Source organism: Kitasatospora sp. NPDC057904, from assembly GCF_042887925.1.
Classification (GTDB): Bacteria; Actinomycetota; Actinomycetes; order Streptomycetales; family Streptomycetaceae; genus Kitasatospora.
The window spans coordinates 17,691-36,248 of sequence record NZ_JBHVOL010000034.1 but is presented as its reverse complement, the minus strand read 5'-3'; the positions used below and the strand labels follow the sequence as shown (position 1 = coordinate 36,248).

15 protein-coding genes are annotated in these 18,558 nt (G+C 74.1%); 8 read left to right on the top strand and 7 right to left on the bottom strand.

Features of this window, described 5'->3' with window-relative positions:
- Positions 1–2 precede the first annotated feature (2 nt).
- Genes ACFVSN_RS41630 through ACFVSN_RS41620 form a run of 3 tightly spaced genes read right to left on the bottom strand, consistent with a single transcriptional unit; the run spans position 3 to position 2,913 of the window.
- Positions 3–818 (bottom strand): heme ABC transporter ATP-binding protein, encoded by an 816-nt coding sequence (locus ACFVSN_RS41630; protein WP_380441133.1) that lies wholly within the window; start codon positions 816–818, stop codon positions 3–5.
- Positions 815–1,900 (bottom strand): FecCD family ABC transporter permease, encoded by a 1,086-nt coding sequence (locus ACFVSN_RS41625; protein WP_387958722.1) that lies wholly within the window; start codon positions 1,898–1,900, stop codon positions 815–817. The genes ACFVSN_RS41630 and ACFVSN_RS41625 overlap by 4 nt, the downstream gene beginning before the upstream one ends.
- The gene (locus ACFVSN_RS41620) at positions 1,897–2,913 is read right to left on the bottom strand and encodes a hemin ABC transporter substrate-binding protein (protein ID WP_380441129.1); all 1,017 of its coding nucleotides are present in this window, start codon (positions 2,911–2,913) and stop codon (positions 1,897–1,899) included. The genes ACFVSN_RS41625 and ACFVSN_RS41620 overlap by 4 nt, the downstream gene beginning before the upstream one ends.
- Before the next feature lie 194 nt (positions 2,914–3,107).
- Between ACFVSN_RS41620 and ACFVSN_RS41615 the strand changes: the two genes are divergently transcribed.
- Positions 3,108–4,589 (top strand): HtaA domain-containing protein, encoded by a 1,482-nt coding sequence (locus ACFVSN_RS41615; RefSeq protein WP_387958720.1) that lies wholly within the window; start codon positions 3,108–3,110, stop codon positions 4,587–4,589.
- A 49-nt stretch (positions 4,590–4,638) separates the two neighbouring features.
- Complete coding sequence (locus tag ACFVSN_RS41610; protein ID WP_387958718.1) at positions 4,639–6,255, top strand: HtaA domain-containing protein; 1,617 nt, start codon at positions 4,639–4,641, stop codon at positions 6,253–6,255.
- A gap of 73 nt (positions 6,256–6,328) precedes the next feature.
- Here the strand turns inward: ACFVSN_RS41610 and ACFVSN_RS41605 are convergent, their stop codons facing one another.
- Positions 6,329–6,997 (bottom strand): heme oxygenase (biliverdin-producing), encoded by a 669-nt coding sequence (locus tag ACFVSN_RS41605; RefSeq protein WP_380441123.1) that lies wholly within the window; start codon positions 6,995–6,997, stop codon positions 6,329–6,331.
- A 227-nt stretch (positions 6,998–7,224) separates the two neighbouring features.
- Positions 7,225–7,716 (bottom strand): inorganic diphosphatase, encoded by a 492-nt coding sequence (locus tag ACFVSN_RS41600; protein ID WP_329932372.1) that lies wholly within the window; start codon positions 7,714–7,716, stop codon positions 7,225–7,227.
- Positions 7,717–7,792: 76 nt separating this feature from the next.
- Between ACFVSN_RS41600 and dacB the strand changes: the two genes are divergently transcribed.
- From dacB to folE, 6 genes are all read left to right on the top strand, one after another.
- Positions 7,793–9,445 carry a D-alanyl-D-alanine carboxypeptidase/D-alanyl-D-alanine-endopeptidase gene (gene dacB / locus ACFVSN_RS41595; protein WP_380441121.1) on the top strand — a complete coding sequence of 551 codons (1,653 nt, stop codon included), beginning with the start codon at positions 7,793–7,795 and terminating at the stop codon, positions 9,443–9,445.
- A gap of 590 nt (positions 9,446–10,035) precedes the next feature.
- Positions 10,036–11,214, top strand: a complete 1,179-nt coding sequence (locus ACFVSN_RS41590) for a zinc-dependent metalloprotease (protein ID WP_380441119.1) — start codon at positions 10,036–10,038, stop codon at positions 11,212–11,214.
- A gap of 273 nt (positions 11,215–11,487) precedes the next feature.
- Positions 11,488–12,615 (top strand): tRNA lysidine(34) synthetase TilS, encoded by a 1,128-nt coding sequence (gene tilS / locus ACFVSN_RS41585; protein WP_380441117.1) that lies wholly within the window; start codon positions 11,488–11,490, stop codon positions 12,613–12,615.
- Positions 12,616–12,685: 70 nt separating this feature from the next.
- Complete coding sequence (gene hpt, locus ACFVSN_RS41580) at positions 12,686–13,240, top strand: hypoxanthine phosphoribosyltransferase (RefSeq protein WP_030059589.1); 555 nt, start codon at positions 12,686–12,688, stop codon at positions 13,238–13,240.
- A gap of 227 nt (positions 13,241–13,467) precedes the next feature.
- Complete coding sequence (gene ftsH, locus ACFVSN_RS41575) at positions 13,468–15,525, top strand: ATP-dependent zinc metalloprotease FtsH (RefSeq protein ID WP_380441115.1); 2,058 nt, start codon at positions 13,468–13,470, stop codon at positions 15,523–15,525.
- Positions 15,526–15,643: 118 nt separating this feature from the next.
- A complete protein-coding gene (gene folE / locus ACFVSN_RS41570; RefSeq protein WP_380441113.1) occupies positions 15,644–16,249 on the top strand; it encodes a GTP cyclohydrolase I FolE in 606 nt (201 codons plus the stop codon).
- Positions 16,250–16,274: 25 nt separating this feature from the next.
- Here the strand turns inward: folE and ACFVSN_RS41565 are convergent, their stop codons facing one another.
- Both ACFVSN_RS41565 and ACFVSN_RS41560 read right to left on the bottom strand, forming a co-directional pair.
- Positions 16,275–17,063 carry a ferritin-like domain-containing protein gene (locus tag ACFVSN_RS41565; protein ID WP_380441112.1) on the bottom strand — a complete coding sequence of 263 codons (789 nt, stop codon included), beginning with the start codon at positions 17,061–17,063 and terminating at the stop codon, positions 16,275–16,277.
- A gap of 116 nt (positions 17,064–17,179) precedes the next feature.
- Positions 17,180–18,334, bottom strand: coding sequence for an alpha/beta hydrolase (locus ACFVSN_RS41560; protein ID WP_380498599.1), 1,155 nt, complete (start codon positions 18,332–18,334; stop codon positions 17,180–17,182).
- Positions 18,335–18,558: the final 224 nt, after the last annotated feature.

The window sequence follows — 18,558 nt, the reverse complement described above, 5'->3', positions numbered from 1 at the left end:
CGCTACCGCTCGGGCAGGACCAGCGGCACGCCCGTGCGCGGGTGCGCCAGCACCTCCACGGGGTGCCCGTACACCTCGCTGAGCAGCGGCGCGCGCAGCACCTCGGCGACGGGTCCGTCGGCGACCGTCGCGCCGCCGGTCAGCAGCACCACGCGGTCCGCGTAGGCCGCCGCCAGGGAGAGGTCGTGCAGGACGACGACCACGCCGTCCCCGGCGGCGGCGCGCGCCCGGGCGACCCGCAGCACGAGTTCCTGGTGGCGCAGGTCGAGGGCGGCCGTCGGCTCGTCCAGGAGCAGCAGCGGCGTGCGCTGGGCGAGCACCCGGGCGAGCGCCACCCGGGCCCGTTCGCCGCCGGAGAGGGCGGTGAACGGGCGCTCGGCGAACGCGGCGGACTCGGTGGCCGCCATGGCCTCGGCGACCACCGCCTCGTCCTCGGCGGCGGCCGCCGTCCCGGCCCACGGCGCGCGGCCCATCCGGACCACCTCGCCGGACCGGAACGGGAAGGACAGCGCCGCCGCCTGGGGCAGCAGCGCGCGGTGCCGGGCGAGTTCGGCGGCGCCGTAACCGCCGAGGGCGCGGCCGTGGAGGAGGACCTCGCCGCCGTCCGGCACGACGTCCCCGGCGAGGACGGACAGCAGCGTCGACTTGCCGGCACCGTTCGGGCCGAGCAGCGCGACCACCTCGCCGGCGGCCACCCGGACCGACGCGCCGGCCAGCAGCTCGCGCCCGCCGACGGTCAGCCGGACGTCCGCGGCAGCCAGCAGCTCGGTGCCGGGGAGCGGTCGTGCGGGCACCTCGCGGTTCGTCCGCAGTCTCATGCCCAGCCTCCCTGCTTGGTGCGGGTCCGGCGCAGCAGCCAGAAGAAGAACGGGCTGCCGATCAGCGCGGTGAGCACGCCGAGCGGCAGTTCGGCCGGCTCGGCGAGGGTGCGCGCGGCGAGGTCCGCGACGACCAGCACCAGCGCGCCGCCGAGCGCGGAGGCGGGCAGCAGGAACCGGTGGCCCGGCCCGGCGACCATCCGCAGCAGGTGCGGGACGACCAGTCCGACGAAGCCGATGATGCCGCTGACCGCGACGGCCGCGGCGGTGAGCAGCGCCACGACGGTGATCAGCACGAGCCGCATCCGCTCGACGTCCACCCCGAGGTGACGGGCCGGGCGCTCGCCGAGGGCGAGCAGGTCCAGCCGGCGCGCGTACAGCGGGGCGACGGCCAGGCCGGCGACGGCGAACGGCAGGACGGCGAGCACCTTGCCCCACGTGGCCTGCGAGAGCGAGCCGAGCTGCCAGAAGGTGACCTGGCTGATCGCGGCGGAGTCGGCGGCGAACAGGAACAGGCCGATCAGCGCGCCGCAGAAGGCGTTCACCGCGACGCCGGTGAGGATCAGCGTCACCACCTCGGTGCGCCCGCCGCTGCGGGCCAGCGCGTACACCGCGAGGACCGTCAGCAGACCGCTCGCGAAGGCGAACGCGGTGACCGTCCAGGTGCCGAGGGTGTCCAGGCCGAGCACGATGCAGGCCACCGCGCCGACCGCGCCGCCGGAGGAGACGCCGATCACGGCGGGCTCGGCGAGCGGGTTGCCGAACACGCCCTGCATCAGCGCGCCCGCGCAGCCCAGTGAGCCGCCGACCAGCAGGGCGAGCACGACCCGGGGCAGCCGGACGTTCCACAGCACCGACTCGGGGACGCGGTCGAGGGCGTGGCCGCCGAGGCCGGTGCGGTGGGCGGCGGAGGCGAGGATGTCGCCGAGCGGGATGCGGTAGGCGCCGGTCCCGGCCGCGAGCAGGGCGCACAGCACGAGCGCGGCGGCGAGCGCGGCGGTGACGAGCGTGGCGCGGCTGCGCGGGCGGGGGAGCGCGGCGGTCTTCCCGGGTGCGGCCTTCTCCCGTACGGCGGTGCTCACTTGGCGTCCGCCGGGTAGAGCTGGGCGGCGATCTCGCGCAGCACCTGCGGGGTGCGCGGGCCGTAGCTGAGCAGCTGTCCGTCCTCGACGGAGACGATCCGGCGGTCGAGCCCGGCCGGGGTCTGGGCGACGCCGGGCAGCTTGAGCAGGCCGTCGACGCCGCCGACGGAGTCCAGGCCCTTGCTCATCACCAGGATCGCGTCCGGCGCGGCCTTGACCAGGGCCTCGCTGGTGAGCGGGGTGAAGTCGCCGGTGAGCCCGGCGGCCTTGCCCGCGTCCTCGCCGCCGACGGCCTCGATCAGCGAGGTGGCGCCGGAGGCCGGGCCGCCGAGCAGGTAGACGGACGCGCTGCCGCGCAGGTAGAGGAAGGCGACCCTGGGGTGCCGGTCGGTGGCCGGGAGCGCGGCCCTGGCCTCGGCGGTCCGCTGCTCGGTGCGCTCCTTCAACTGCCGTCCGGCGTCCGGGACGCCGAGCGCGGAGGCGACGGTGTCGATGCGCGGGCCGACGTCGGCGAGCTGCTTGGCGTCGTCCAGGACGACGAGCGGGACGCCGGCCGCGCGGATCTGCGCGACGGCCTCGGCCGGGCCGGTCGAGCGGTCGGCGAGGACGACGGTGGGGTGCAGCGACAGCACGCCCTCGGCGGAGACGTCGTGGGCCTGGGTGATCACCGGCAGCGCGGCGGCCTGCCGGAACGTCGTGGAGACGTCCCGGGCGACGACCCTGGGCCCGAGGCCGAGGCTGAAGACGAGCTCGGCGAGGCTGCCGTTGAGCGGGATGATCCGGTCGGCGCTGGTGACGGTCACCTGGCGGCCGTCGGCGGACGCCACGGTGGCCGGGAGCCGCGGGGCGGGCTCGCCGGGCAGCGGTTCGACGGCGTCGGGGGCGCGGGTGGCGGCGCTGCCGGCCGTGCCCGCGCCGGAGCCGCAGGCGGTGAGCGCGAGCAGCAGGCCGAGGACGAGCGCCAGGAGGACGGGCCCGCGGGCGGTCCGGGATCGGATCGTACGGCTGCTCAACGTGCTTCCCTTCGCTGGGAGTTGCCGCCCGTTCCGGTCCGGTGGGGTGGGGTGGGCGGCGGGACTCTTGACTCTTATATTAGGTTAGCCTTACCTGAGTTTCGCAAGGGGGTCGGCGCTGCGCCGCCCCTCGGCTCGCCGTGCCCCCGTTCGTCCACCGCCGTCCATCGCTGTCGCGCCAGGAGTGATCCGCCGTGTCTCTGTCCCGCCGGCTCCGCCGTCCGGCCGCCGCCCTGCTGGCCGTCCTCGCCGCCCTGCTGGCGGTGGGCCTGTCGCCCGGGCCGGCGGCGGCCGCGGAGGGCCGGGTCTCCGGCGGGCGGCTCGACTGGGGCATCAAGCAGTCCTTCCTGACGTACGTCACCGGGCCGATCGCCAAGGGGAGTTGGGCGCTGACCGGGGGCGCGGCCACGGTCGGCGGCACCGCCTTCCGCTTCCACTCCGCGAACGGCACCTACGACCCGGCGACCGGCGCGCTCACCGCGGCCTTCTCGGGGGGCGTCCGGTTCACCGGGCACCAGGAGAACGGCGCCGACGCGCTCGACCTGAGCCTCGGACGGGTCACCTTCCGGGCCGTCCAGGGCGGCGCGGCCGGGCTCTACGCCGACGTCAGCAGCAAGTCGCGGGAGACCGGCCAGGTGAGCGGTGCGAGCCAGGCCAAGGTCGCGGACCTGTCGCTGGCCGGGGTCGACCTGCGCGGCGCGGCCGGGACCCTGACCCTGAGCAACGTGCCGGCCACCCTGACCGACGCCGGAGCGAAGGCCTTCGCCGGCTTCTACGCCGCCGGCACGGCCCTCGATCCGGTCACCCTGTCGGTCAACCTCCCGGCTGCGCAGGCGACATCCGCGGCGCCCTCGCCGAGTGCCGCACCGACACCGATGCCGACCTCGACGCCGACCGCCGAGCCCAGCACCGCCCCGGCGCCGACCGCCGAGCCCACCGCCCAGGCTCCCGCCCGCACCGAGTTCGCCGCCGGCGCCCTCGACTGGGGCGTGCGCCGAACCTTCCGCGACTACGTCACCGGCGCCATCGCCCAGGGCCGTTGGGAGCTCGGCGCCGGAGCCGCCGACGGCGGGGCGTTCTACCGCTGGAGCCCGGCCAAGGGCACGTACGACCCCGCCACCGGCGAGCTCACCGCCGCCTTCACCGGCACGGTCCGCTTCACCGGCCTGCGGACGGGCGGCACGGACGGCCTCGACCTCACCCTCGCCAACCCCGGCGTCACCGTGGCCGGCGGCCGCGGGCGCCTCCTCGCCGACGTCTCCGGCCGGACGCCGGACGGTGCCGTCCAGCAGCTCACCGGCGCCGAACTGGCCGTCTTCGACCCGGCCGGCCTCACGTCCGAGGGCGGCCTGCTGAAGGCCGTCGAGCTGCCGCTCACGCTCGCCGAGACGGGTGCCAAGGCCTTCGGCGGCCTCTACCCGCCCGGCACCGCGATGGACCCGCTGAGCTTCGCCGTCGCCCTCGACCCGGCCGCCGCGCTGCCCCCGCTGCCGGACCTCGGCAGCGGCCCGGCCGCCGTGCCGGGCGCCTCCGCGCCCCCCTCCGCCGCACCCGTCGCCGCGCCGTCCTCCCCGGACGGCGTCCCGGTGGCGGCCGTGGCCGGCGGGGCGGCGCTGGTGGCCGCGCTCGCGGCGACCGGCGGTGTGCTCCTGCGACGCCGTCGCCGGGCTGCCTGACAACCCCTCCTCCGACCTCCCCCCGTCCCCCCGAACGGAGTTCACCACCATGTCCCGCAACCGCACCCGACTGGCGGCCCTCGCCGCCGTCACCACCGGCCTCGGGCTGACCGCCCTCGGCGCCCCCGCGCTCGCCTTCGGCGCGGGCGGGCCGGGCAGCGTCACGTACGACTCCGGCGCGCTGGACTGGGGCGTGAAGAGCAGCTTCCGCGCCTACGTCACCGGCCCGGCCTCCCAGGGCGGCGCGATCGAGCTGACCGGCGGCGCGACCGCCAACGCCGACGGGAGCTTCCACTTCGGCTTCGGAAGCGCCGCGTACGACCTGACGACGCACGCGCTGAGCTCGTCCTTCACCGGAGGCGTTCGCTTCACCGCGCACCACGGCGCGCTGGACATCGCGCTGAGCGACCTGCGGATCACCACCTCGGGGACGACCGGCACGCTCACCGCCGACACCGCCTCCAAGGAGTCGATGGGGGCCACCGAGATCACCCGGCGGGAGGACGTGCCGCTGGTGACGTTCACCGTCGGGCGGGACACCACCAGCGGTTCCCCGGCGGCGGCGAAGCTGACCGAGCAGGGCGCCAAGGCGTTCGCGGGCTTCTACCCGGCGGGAACGGAGATGGACCCGCTGTCGCTGCTGCTGAAGCAGGCCCCGGCCAAGCCGTCCCCGACCGCCACCGGCTCGCCGTCCGCGACCGCCTCGCCCACCGGGCAGCCCACCGCCTCGCCGTCGGCCACGTCCACGCCGAGCGGGACGGCCTCCCCGACCGCCACCGGCTCGCCGTCCGCGACGCAGTCGCCGAGTGCCACCGGCTCCCCGTCCGCGAGCGCCACCGCCGCGCCGACCAGCACCGGCACGCCGACCAGCACCGCCACGCCCGCCGCCGGGCGGCTGCCGGTCGTGAACGGGACCCTCGACTGGACGGTCAAGGACAGCTTCCGGAAGTACCTCGCGAGCCCGATGGCGGCCGGCAAGGTCGAGTTCGGCGGCGGCGCGTCCGACTACCGCTTCGGCGGTGCGACCGGCGGCTACAACACGGCCGACCACACGCTCGCCGCCGGCTTCACGGGCTCCGTCCGCTTCCTGGCCCACCCCGGCAAGGACGGCTACGCGCTCGACACCACGCTCTCCAAGCTCGGCCTGACGATCGACCGCGACGGCGCCTTCCTGACCGCCGACGTGAACGGCAGGTCCCAGGACGGCAAGCCGACTTCGCTGACTGGCGCCCGGATCGCCAGGCTCGACGTGCCCAAGTCCGCCCTGACGCCGGTCAACGGCGTGGTGACGCTGTCCGCCGTTCCGGCGACGCTCACCGCCGAGGGCGTGCCGGTGTTCGCCAACTACCCGGAGGGGACGGCCCTGGACCCGGTCAGCGCCACGCTGGCCTTCGACGGGAACGCCCAGCTCCCGACCGCCCGGCCGGCCGGCGTGACCACCGGCTCCGGCACCGACTCGGCCGCCGGCGGCCAGGGTTCGGGCACGGGTGCGGCCGGCGGCGCCTCGCTGACGACCTCCGGCCTCGGCGGCCCGGGCGGCGGCGTGCTCGCCGCGACCGGCTCCGGCACCCCGGTGGCCCCGCTGCTGGCCACCGCCGCCGGTCTCCTGCTCGTCGGCGGCGGCGCCACCGCCTTCGTCCGCGGCCGACGGACCGCGCAGTCCTGATGCACCCCCGGGACGCGCGAAGGCCCCGGCGGGCGACTTCCCGCCGGGGCCTTCCGGTCGAGCCGGGGCCCGGTTACGACGCGAGCGGGTAGCGCGCGTCCAGGTCGTGGAAGATCGCGCCGTTGAGGACGAAGGCGCGCTTGCACTCCTCGACCACCCGGCGGCGCTCCATCTCGTCCATCGCAAGCCCGGCCGCGTCCAGCTTGGCCCGGTACTCGCGCTTGAAGGCCGCCGGGTTCTCGACCTCCTCGAAGACGTAGAACCGGACGCCGTCGCCCTTGCGCTCGAAGCCCCAGGTCTTCTCCGCCACGCCGCGGATGATCTGCCCGCCGGAGAGGTCGCCCAGGTAGCGGGTGTAGTGGTGCGCGAGGTACCCGGCCGGCCACTCGGCGGCCAGCTCCTCCACCCGCGCCACGTAGGCGGCGGTGGCCGGCAGCGGCTCCAGCCCGTCCCGCCACCGCGGCCCGCGCAGGTGCGCCAGGTCGCGCTCGATGGCGGCGGTGCGCAGCAGCGCCCGGTCGATGAACGGGCCGGCCAGCGGGTGCTGCGCGAGCTGCTCCGCGCGGCCCTCCAGCGCCCGGTAGACGAACCAGAGCTGGCCGGTGAGGTCCGCGTAGGCCTCGACCCCGAGCCGCCCGCCGAGCAGGTGGCTCATGAACGACGACTGCTCCGCGGCCTCGTGCTCCTCGCTGCTGGCGGTGCGGAGCACGGTGGAGAACGGGACGGGCTCGGGCGTGGGCATGCGGCCTCCAGGGATCGGAATCGGGCCCGGCAGTTTTGGTTAGCCTAACCTAAGCGGACATCTTGCCGACAGTCCGTCGGTAAACAACGATGCGTCAGGGCCCCGGACACGGCAAGGGCCGGGGCCGCGGAAGACTCTCCGCGAACCCCGGCCCCGGGCTGTCCCGACCTACCTCGACCTATCTCGAACTACCTCGAACCGGTCTCGATCGAGATCGGAACGACGGCTCAGTGGCCGCCCTGGTCCGCCAGGCGCTTGATCGAAGCGGTGACCTCGGCCTCGGCCTCGGCGCGGCCGACCCAGTTGGCGCCCTCGACGGACTTGCCGGGCTCCAGGTCCTTGTAGACCTCGAAGAAGTGCTGGATCTCCAGACGGTCGAACTCCGACACGTGGTGGATGTCCCGCAGGTGCTCCCAGCGCGGGTCGGTCGCCGGGACGCACAGCAGCTTGTCGTCGCCGCCGGCCTCGTCGGTCATCTGGAACATGCCGATCGCGCGGCACTTGATCAGGCAGCCGGGGAAGGTCGGCTCGTCCAGGATCACCAGCGCGTCCAGCGGGTCGCCGTCCTCGCCGAGCGTGCCCTCCACGTAGCCGTAGTCGGCCGGGTAGCGGGTCGAGGTGAAGAGCATCCGGTCGAGCCGCAGACGGCCGGTCTCGTGGTCGACCTCGTACTTGTTACGAGAGCCCTTCGGGATTTCGATAAGGACGTCGAACTCCAACGGTTCCTCCAAGGTAGGGACTGACAGAATCCAAGTGTCTCCTACGGGAGCGAGTGCTCGGGAAAGGGGCCGGTCGGTGGGAGCAGGGGTCGGGGCGGGGCGCCGCCGCAGGGGGACGGCCGCGGGACTGTTCGGGGTGGCGCTGCTGGTCACCGGGACGGTGCTGGCCTCGGGCGGCGGTGCCTACGCGCAGCCGTCCCCGACGCCGGGCGGGCACAGCGCCGGGCACGGCGACGGCGGCCGCGGCCAGGGCGGACAAGGGGGCCAGGGCGGTCAGGGCAACCAGGACGACCAAGGCGACCAGGGGCAGGGCGACCAGGGCAGGAACGGCCACGGCAAGGGCAAGCGCTCCGGCGACCCCGGCAGCCAGGGTACGTCCGCCCCGGCCACCAAGGGCGGCACCCCCGCTCCGGGCGGCAGCGCGTCCCCGCTCGCCCGCCCGGCCCCGGCGCCGGGCGCCGTCCTGGCCGCCGTCGAGGCGGGCCGGGACAAGACCGCGCAGCCCACCGCCCAGGGCCTCCAGCAGGCGCTCGCCGCCGCCCTCGGCGACCGCAGCCTCGGCACGGTCACCGTCGCCGTCGGGGACGCCGCCGACGGCAGACTCCTGTACGGCTCCGGCGAGAACACCCCGGCGACGCCGGCCTCCACCACCAAGCTCGCCACCACGGTCGCGGCCCTCTCGCTGATCCCCGGCGACACCCGGCTCACCACCCGGGTGGTCAAGGGGGCCGACCCCGGCGCGATCACCCTCGTGGGTGGCGGCGACCCGACGCTCACCGTGCTGCCCGCCGACCAGGTGCAGATCGCCGGCCGGCCCGCGGACGCCGACACCGCCCCCGCCTCGCTCGACGCGCTCGCCCGGCAGACCGCCGCCGCCCTGAAGGAGACCGGGACGACGACGGTCCGGCTGGACTACGACCTGTCGATGTACACGGGCAGCCCGCGGCACGAGAACTACGACGCGGAGAACATCCCGCTGGTCGTCCCGCTGATGGTCGACGAGGGCAAGGCCGACCCGAAGAGCCGCGAGGACGCGCCGGCGCGCGTCGCCGACCCGGCCTTCGCGGCCGCCGACGCCTTCGCGGCCCTGCTCAAGGCCCAGGGCATCACCGTCGACGGCAAGGCCAAGCCCGCCGCCGCCCCGGCCGCCGCCACCGCCCCCGTCCTCGGCCGGGTCGACTCGCCGACGATCGCCCGCCTGGTCGAACGCCTCCTCACCACCTCGGACAACACCATCGCCGAGGCGATCGCCCGCCAGGCGGCCATCGCCGCCCACCAGCCCGCCAGCTTCGAGGGCGCCGCCACCGCGGTGAAGCAGGAGCTCGGCCGGCTCGGTGTGACGACGACGAACGTGACCCTCAACGACGGCAGCGGCCTGCACCGCGGCAACGCGATCCCGCCGGCCGTCCTGGTCCAGCTCCTCACCCTGGCCGCCTCCGACCAGCACCCCACCCTGCGCCCGGTCCTCACCGGCCTCCCGATCGCCGGCTTCACCGGCACCCTCGGCAAGCGCTACGGCGCCGGCTCGGGCGCCGCCGACGCGGCCGGCCTGATCCACGCCAAGACCGGCACCCTGAGCGGCGTCAACACCCTCGCCGGGACGGTCGTCGACGCCGACGGCCGCCTCCTCGCCTTCGCCGTCATGGCCCGCACCGACGCCGACGCCGACGCCGCCCGCGCCGCCCTCGACCGCGTGGCCGCCCGCCTCACCTCCTGCGGCTGCCACTGACCGCCCTGTGGACGTGGGCCGCGCGCCCCGCCTGGCCGCGATAGGCCGCCCGGCAGTGGGGCTCGTGGGGTGGCAGCACGGTGTCGGCGGTCCGCCTCCGGTGCCGCACATGTCGATCGGTGGCCGCTGCGCCGAGGCGGTGCCCTCGTCGGCCCGTGCCCGCCAGCCGGCGTGGGCTTATCCGCTGCTGGTGCCGCGCATGTCGATCGGTGGCCGCTGCGCCGAGGCGGTGCCCTCGTCGGCCCGTGCCCACCAACCGCCGTCGAGCGCCTGTGGCGCCAGCGGCGTCGGCGGTCGCCGCTCGTGCGGCGCACCTCCGGCGTCCCCTCGGCGGCCCCAAGGCGGGCGAACGCGTCGGCCGAAACGCCGGCCCGCCTGCCGGCCGAGTGTGGTCGCCTCGCCGGGGGCGCTCGGGCCACGCCCCCGTCGCTCCTGGGCCCCGCCCGCGCCCTTCGATCGTTGCGCGCCGGGCCGTTCGGTCGGCTCCCGGAGGGGCCGGGGCGGATGTGGTTGGGGGGTGACGGGATGGGGCAGGGCGTGGGTGGGGCCGGTGGCTGCCCCGGGCGGGGCGGAGCACGTACGGTGAGGGCATGACGAGCGCGAGTGGCGGATCTGACATGGTCGACTGGAATCTCGCGGTCGCTACCGCGACCCGGCTGGTGCGGCCGGGGCCGGAGGTGAGCCGTGCGGAGGCGGCGGCCGTGGTCGCCGAGCTGCGCCGGCACGCCCTGGCGGCCGAGGAGCACGTGCGGGCGTTCACCGGGATGCGTTCGACGAGCCTGGCGGACGCCGTCGCGACGCCCGTGCTCGTGGTGGACCGCCCCGGGTGGGTGCGGGCCAACGTGGCGGGGTTCCGTACGGTCGTCCAGCCGCTGGTGGAGAAGCTCCAGGCCCGCCGGGCGAACGGCCCGGCCGCGGGCGTGCTCGGTTCGGTCGGGGAGAAGGCCACCGGCATCGAGGTCGGCGCGCTGCTGGCGTTCCTGGCGACCAGGGTGCTCGGCCAGTACGAGACCTTCGCCCCCGCGGAGCCCTCGCTGGAGGCGCCGGACAGTCCGGCCGCCCTGTTCGACAAGCCGCGCCTCGGCCCGGACGGGCCCGGCCCGGGCCGGCTGCTGCTGGTCGCGCCGAACATCGTGCACGTCGAGCGGGAGCTGGACGTCGACCCGTCCGACTTCCGGCTCTGGGTGTGCCTGCACGAGGAGACCCACCGCACGCAGTTCACGGCGGTGCCCTGGCTGCGCGACCACATCCAGTCCGAGGTGCAGTCCTTCCTGACCGAGACGGACGTCGACCCGGGCGCCCTGCTGGACCGCCTGCGCGACGCGGCCGGCGCGCTGGGCGGCGGCCTGTCGGGCGTCGGCGGCCGCGAGCCCGCCGGGGCGTCCACCGGGTTGCTGGAGGTCGTGCAGACCCCCGCGCAGCGCGAGATCCTGGGCCGGCTGACGGCGGTCATGTCGCTGCTGGAGGGCCACGCGGACGTGGTGATGGACGGGGTCGGCCCGTCGGTGGTGCCGACGGTCGCGGAGATCCGGGAGAAGTTCCAGCAGCGCCGGGACCGCGGCGCGAACCGGCTGGACCTGCTCCTGCGCCGGCTGCTCGGGATGGACGCCAAGCTGCGCCAGTACCAGGACGGCGCGGTGTTCGTCCGGGGCGTCGTGGAGCAGGTCGGGATGGAGGGGTTCAACCGGGTCTGGACGTCCCCGAACACCCTCCCGACCAAGGAGGAGATCCACGACCCGGCCGCCTGGGTCGCCCGCGTCGCCCGCTGACGGGGCAGCAGCGGACCGCCGCCGGTCGGCGGCGGTCAACCGGGTTTCAAACCCGTTCGTACGAGTGGTCCAATCGGGCAGACCGAGGGAGAAGATACGTTTCTCCATTCACCCGAACGTGGGACGGTGGTCGTACCGGTGGCGCGGGTGGCGTAGCGGGTCGCTCCTTTCTGCCACCATCTGTGAGCGCCCGGTAACAGGGTGCTCACATGTGCGCGGTCCCCGCCGCGCCCACCGCCGTCCTGTCCCCCCTCCGTCGAGGAGTCGTCCGCCGTGGGCCCACACCCCGCCGTCGCCGCGATACGCCTGGCCGTCCGCCGCACGCTCACCGACCTCGCCGCCGAGGCCGGTTCCACCTTCACCGCACCCGCCCGCGAGGCCCGCGAGCGCGCGGCCGACGCGCCGCTGGTCGGTGCCGCCGTCGGCACCACGCTGATCGGCAACGCCGCCCGCCACCCGTCCGGGCTGCCCCGCACCCCGGCCGCCCCCGGCTCGCCGCTCGTCCTGGTCGCCGTCAGCGGCGGCGCGGACTCCATGGCGCTCGCCATCGCCGCCGCCTTCGAGGCCCCCAAGATCGGTCTGCGGGTCGGCGCCGTCACCGTCGACCACGGCCTCCAGGAGGGCTCCGACGAGCGCGCCGCCCAGGTGGCCGAGCGGCTGCGCTCGCTGGGCCTGGACCCGGTCGAGGCGATCCCGGTCCGGGTGGGCCGCGGCGGCGGCCCGGAGGCGGCCGCCCGGGACGCCCGCTACGCCGCCCTGGACGAGGCCGCCGAGCGCCACGGCGCGATCGCGGTGCTGCTCGGCCACACCCGCGACGACCAGGCCGAGACCGTCCTGCTGGGCCTGGCCCGCGGCTCCGGCGCCCGTTCGCTGGCCGGGATGCCCGCCCAGAAGGGCCGTTACCGCCGCCCGCTGCTGGAGCTGGACCGGGCCGCCACCCGGCAGGCCTGCTCCGCCCAGGCGATCCCGGTCTGGGACGACCCGCACAACTGCGACCCCGCCTACACCCGCTCCCGGGTGCGCCACGAGGTGCTGCCGGTGCTGGAGAAGCACCTGGGCGGCGGCGTGGTCGAGGCCCTGGCCCGCACCGCCCGGCTGTTCCGCGACGACGCCGACGCGCTCGACCAGTGGGCGGCCCTCGCCGAGCGGGACCTCCGGACCGGCGAAGGCACCCTGGACGCCGCCAAACTGGCGGAGCTGCCGTCCGCCGTCCGCCGCCGGGTGCTGCGCAGGGCGGCGCTCCGGGCCGGCTGCCCGGCCGGCGACCTGTTCGCCCGTCACCTGGAAACCGTCGACCTGCTGGTCACCGGATGGCGGGGTCAGGGACCGCTGCACCTACCCGGGGGCGTCGAGGCCACCCGCCGGTGTGGCACGCTGGTCTTTCGGCGGCAGGGCGACTGACGGGCGGGCATGCCCCGGGGGAGCCGGCCGCCGGCCACACAGACCCCGAACGTTTGAGGACGTATCCCCGGTGGACCAGAACGACATGGGCGCTGACCTCGCGAAGGTGCTCATCAGCAAGGACGAGATCGACGCCAAGCTCCTGGAGCTGGCGGAGCGCATCGACCGGGACTACGCAGGCAAGGACCTGCTGATCGTCGGCGTCCTCAAGGGGGCCGTGATGGTCATGGCCGACCTCGCCCGTGCCCTGCACTCGCAGGTCACCATGGACTGGATGGCCGTGTCGTCCTACGGCATGGGTACCAAGTCCTCCGGCGTGGTGCGGATCCTCAAGGACCTCGACACCGACATCGCCGGCCGGGACGTCCTGATCGTCGAGGACATCATCGACTCCGGTCTGACGCTGTCCTGGCTGCTGGGCAACCTGGGCTCGCGCGGTCCGGCCTCGCTGGAGGTCTGCACCCTGCTGCGCAAGCCGGACGCGGCCAAGGTCGAGATCGACGTCAAGTACGTCGGGTTCGACATCCCCAACGAGTTCGTGGTCGGCTACGGCCTGGACTACGCGGAGAAGCTGCGCAACCTGCCGTTCATCGGCACCCTCGCCCCGCACGTCTACGGCGGCTGAGGGCCCCGTTCGGGTTACGGGCGGGAACAGTACGTTGTTCCCGCCCGTTGACCGGGGGGACAAAGAACCACAACCGTGTCGCCGTGCTCCCGCCATGGGCGGGGCCGACTGCGGTACGGTCCAATAAACCGCTCTTCACATGAGCACCGATTCCGGATGCGCCGCGGCCCACAGCCCCCCGGCGCCGCTGAGTGGCAGGAGGGACGGGGCGGCAACGCCCCGCATGGATGGACGTCAAGCGATACTTCCGTGCGCCGATCATGTGGATCGTGCTGGCCGTCCTCGCCGTCATCGTTTTGATGCAGGTCGTTTCGGACTCGAACGGCTACAAGACGGTGGACACCGGTCAGGTCGTCGCAGCGATCGACGCGAAGCAGGTCAAGTCGGCGCAGATCACCACCGGTGACTCGAACACGATCAAGATCCAGCTGAAGGACGGCGCCACGCTGTCCAACGCCGGTACGGGCAAGACCCCGTCCGGCAGCAAGTTCCAGGCCTCGTACATCGGCGACCAGGGTGTCGCGATCGCCGACAAGCTCCAGGCCCAGATCAACGACAACGACCCGAACACGCTCGCCGAGGGCTACACCATCAGCCCGGAGAAGCAGAGCACCTTCGTCAGCCTGCTGCTGTCGATGCTGCCGATCGTGATCATCGTCCTGGTCTTCCTGTTCCTGATGAACCAGATGCAGGGCGGCGGCTCCCGGGTCATGCAGTTCGGCAAGTCCAAGGCCAAACTGCTCACCAAGGACACCCCCAAGACCACCTTCTCCGACGTCGCAGGCGCGGACGAGGCGGTCGAGGAGCTCCACGAGATCAAGGAGTTCCTGCAGGAGCCGGCCAAGTTCCAGGCCGTCGGCGCCAAGATCCCCAAGGGCGTGCTGCTCTACGGCCCGCCCGGCACCGGCAAGACCCTGCTGGCGCGAGCCGTCGCGGGCGAGGCCGGGGTGCCGTTCTACTCCATCTCCGGTTCGGACTTCGTCGAGATGTTCGTCGGCGTCGGCGCCAGCCGTGTCCGCGACCTCTTCGAGCAGGCCAAGGCGAACGCCCCGGCGATCGTCTTCGTCGACGAGATCGACGCCGTCGGCCGGCACCGCGGCGCGGGCCTCGGCGGCGGTCACGACGAGCGCGAGCAGACCCTCAACCAGCTGCTGGTCGAGATGGACGGCTTCGACGTCAAGGGCGGCGTGATCCTGATCGCCGCGACCAACCGCCCCGACATCCTGGACCCGGCGCTGCTGCGCCCGGGCCGCTTCGACCGCCAGATCGCGGTGGAGCGCCCCGACCTCCAGGGCCGCCTGGACATCCTCAAGGTGCACCAGAAGGGCAAGCCGATCGCGCCCGACGTCGACCTGTCGGCCGTCGCCAAGCGCACCCCCGGCTTCACCGGCGCGGACCTGTCGAACGTCCTCAACGAGGCCGCTCTGCTGACCGCCCGCTCGGACAAGAAGCTGATCGACAACGGCATCCTGGACGAGGCGATCGACCGCGTCGTGGCCGGTCCGCAGAAGCGCACGCGGATCATGTCCGACAAGGAGAAGAAGATCACCGCGTACCACGAGGGCGGCCACGCCCTGGTCGCGGCGGCCTGCCAGTACAGCGACCCGGTCCACAAGATCACCATCCTGTCCCGCGGCCGGGCCCTCGGCTACACGATGGTGCTGCCGGACGAGGACAAGTACTCCACCACCCGCAACGAGATGCTCGACCAGCTGGCCTACATGCTGGGCGGCCGTGCGGCGGAGGAGCTGGTCTTCCACGACCCGACCACCGGCGCCTCGAACGACATCGAGAAGGCCACCGCGACGGCCCGGGCCATGGTCACCCAGTACGGCATGACCGAGCGCCTCGGCGCGATCAAGTTCGGCAGCGACAACTCGGAGCCCTTCCTGGGCCGCGAGATGGGCCACCAGCGCGACTACTCGGAAGAGGTCGCCGGGCTGGTCGACGAAGAGGTCAAGAAGCTCATCGAGAGCGCGCACAACGAGGCCTGGGAGATCCTGGTCGAGAACCGCGACGTGCTCGACAACCTGGTCCTGGAGCTCCTCGAGAAGGAGACCCTGAACAAGGAGCAGATCGCCGAGATCTTCGCCCCGATCGTCAAGCGTCCGACCCGGCCGGCCTGGACGGGTTCCTCCCGCCGCACGCCGTCCACCCGGCCGCCGGTGCAGTCGCCCAAGGAGCTGGCGCTCACCAACGGCGCCGCCGCCACGGCCGACACCGCTCCGGTCGACATCGTGAAGCTCCCGCCGCTGCCGACCGCCGAGCCGCCCGCGGAGGGCTGATCCGGCGCTCCCGGCGGAGCCCGGGACGGAATGGATGCCGCGTCACCAGGGTTTGTACCCTGGAGGCGCGGCATCCGTGCTGTTCGCCCCGACGTTCCCCCTAGTAAGCGAGGCCCGCATGATCGACCCGGTGACTCTCGACGGTCCGGCCACCGTCGGGACCTTCGACCAGAAGCGGGCCGAGAACGCCGTGCGCGAGCTCCTGCTCGCCGTGGGGGAGGACCCGGACCGCGAGGGCCTGCTGGAGACGCCGGCCCGCGTCGCGCGCGCCTACAAGGAGATATTCGCGGGCCTGTGGCAGGAGCCCGAGGACGTCCTGACGACGACCTTCGACCTCGGCCACGACGAGATGGTGCTCGTGAAGGACATCGAGCTGACGTCCGTCTGCGAGCACCACCTGGTGCCGTTCCGCGGGGTGGCTCACGTCGGGTACATCCCGTCCACCAGCGGCAAGATCACCGGCCTGTCCAAGCTGGCCCGGCTGGTCGACGTCTACGCCCGCCGTCCGCAGGTGCAGGAGCGGCTGACCAGCCAGGTCGCCGACGCGCTGATGCGGATCCTGGAGCCCCGGGGTGCCATCGTCGTCGTCGAGTGCGAGCACATGTGCATGTCGATGCGCGGCATCCGCAAGCCGGGCGCCAAGACCATCACGTCCTGCGTCCGCGGGCAGCTGCGCGACCCGGCCACCCGGGCCGAGGCGATGAGCCTGATCATCGGGCGCTAGGGGCCGCCAGGGCCCCTGGGGGCGCTCAGAGCGCCTCGTGCTCGGCGTGCGGGGGTGCCGGGGTGCCCAGGGCGTTGCGGCGCTCGGGCATCCGCAGCCGCACCATCCGCCGCCAGCCGATCGCGCGGTCGTACAGGTAGAGGGCGCGCACCCCGAGGGTGACGACCGCCAGCTGCCACCGCGGCCAGCCCAGGATCCGGGCCATCCGGGCGGTCACGGCGAGGCCGACGTCCCGGTGGGTGCGGATCTCGCCGCGGGCGCACGTCTCCAGGACGTGCCGGATGTACGGGCCGTACCCCTCGGCCCGCAGCCGCAGCAGTTCCTCGTGGCAGTACGCGAGGTGGTTGTCCTCGTCGGCGGAGATCATCCGCATCGCGCGGCCGAGGTCGGGGTTGTCCCCGTACACCTTGACCAGCTGGCGCATCTGCTCGGCCGCGCGCTGCTCGGTGACCCGGCTGTGCGCGAGGTAGGTGATGATCTCGCGGTCGGACAGCGGGAGGTCGCTGTTCAGCCGTTCGTGGGACAGGCCGACGCCCTTGGCCTCCAGCAGCATGCAGTAGTCGGCGTCGGCCGGGACGGCGACCTTGGGCAGGCCGCGCTTGCTCAGCAGCTGGGTGAAGATCCGGCCGTGCTTGCGCTCGTCGGCGCCGTGCCGGGCGACCTTCGGGGCGAGGACCGGGTCCCGGGTGAGCGTGGTGATCCGCTCGTTCTCCCAGCCGCCCTGGTCCTCGCCGCCGGCCGCGATGCTGCAGAACAGCTGGTAGGCCTCGTCGTTGCGGTAGATCTCGTTGAAGAGCGAGCGGGTGCTCAGCACGGCGCCTCCTGCGCGGATCCGGACGGCGCCCTCCGGGGGCCGGACGGGCGGTCGCGATACGTTCCCCCGGGGTCGCCGGCCGGGTGGCCCGACCGGCGGGTAATCACCCGCGCGCGTCACCCGAGGTGCGAGCCCATCCACTCCAGCGAGGCCGGCAGTTCCCGGATCCAGCTGTCCCAGTTGTGGCCGCCGTCGTCCAGGTACAGCGACTCGGCCTTGAACTGGGGGTTGCTCGCGGCGGTCTGCTGCGCCTGTTCGACGAACTGGACGGTCTGCGGGTAGTCGGCCTCCTTGCGGGTGGAGACCACCAGGAGGTTGAGGGGCGGGGCCGGGAGGTTCTGCAGCCGCCAGCCGAGGTCGCTCTGCTGGGCGAGGCCCTTGTCGCCGTTGAAGAGGTTGCCGCCGGTGAACTGGTCCTCGCGCACGGTGAAGTCCCCGTGCAGGCCGACCGCGCTGCCGTAGACGTTGGGGAAGCGCATCGCCAGCCGCATCGCGCAGCTGCCGCCGGTCGAGTAGCCGAAGACGCCCCAGGAGCCCGCCGAGCGGCCGATCCGGTAGGTGGAGCCCAGCGCCTCCGGGAGGTCCTTGACGAACCAGGTCTCGGTGCGCGGGCCGCCGGGGACGTCCACGCACTCGGTGTCGCGCGGCGGGGCGACCGTCGGGCGGGCCAGGACGACGATGGTCGGCGGCATCTTGCCGTTCTTCTGGAGGTCCGCCGCGGTCTGGACGACCGGCAGCTCCTTCAGCATGTTCAGCGTGGTGCCGGGGAAGCCGGCGATGCCCACCATGACCGGGAAGCGGACCAGCGCGAACTTCGGGTCGAAGTACTCGGGGGGCAGGTAGACGAACATCTGGTCGGAGTAGCCCGTCTCCTTGCCGCTGACCCGGACCGACTCGATCCTGCCGACCTCCTCGGGGGCGCCCTTGGGCAGGTTCGGGACCGACTCCAGGCCGCCCTCGTTGGTGGGCTGGACCAGCGCGTCCGAGACCGGGGTGCCGCCCTTGTGGTTCTCGTTGCTGGTCAGGACCAGTTTGGCACCGCCGGGGCTGAGCAGGTCGTCCCAGGACGTGTAGAACCCGAAGGAGTTGTTCACCGACAGCGCCAGCACGGCCAGCACCGAGGCCTGGGTGACCGTCAGCAGGCCGATCCGGCCGAGGACCGGCAGCGGGCGCTGCCGGGCGAGCCGGGGCCAGATCCAGAGTGTGGTGAGGAGAGCCGCAGCGCCGAGTGCGAGCAGCGAGTCCACCAGCGCGTCGCTGGTCAGTTCCATGCCGTCGGCCTTCCGATGGGACCCTGTCGGTGCACGCCTCATCGTCTGGCGATCCGTCAGCTGCGGCCACCGCGACTAGGCTGTCCGGAGGCCGGGGCCGTCCGGCGAGGCCGGGGACGAGCGGGGGGCAACCGGCGCCCTAGAATGCGGCGTCCACCGTACGTAACGCGTCCCGGAGGTCCTCGTCGCACCGCGCGACGGCGGCCCCGGCTCCCACCCCCGGC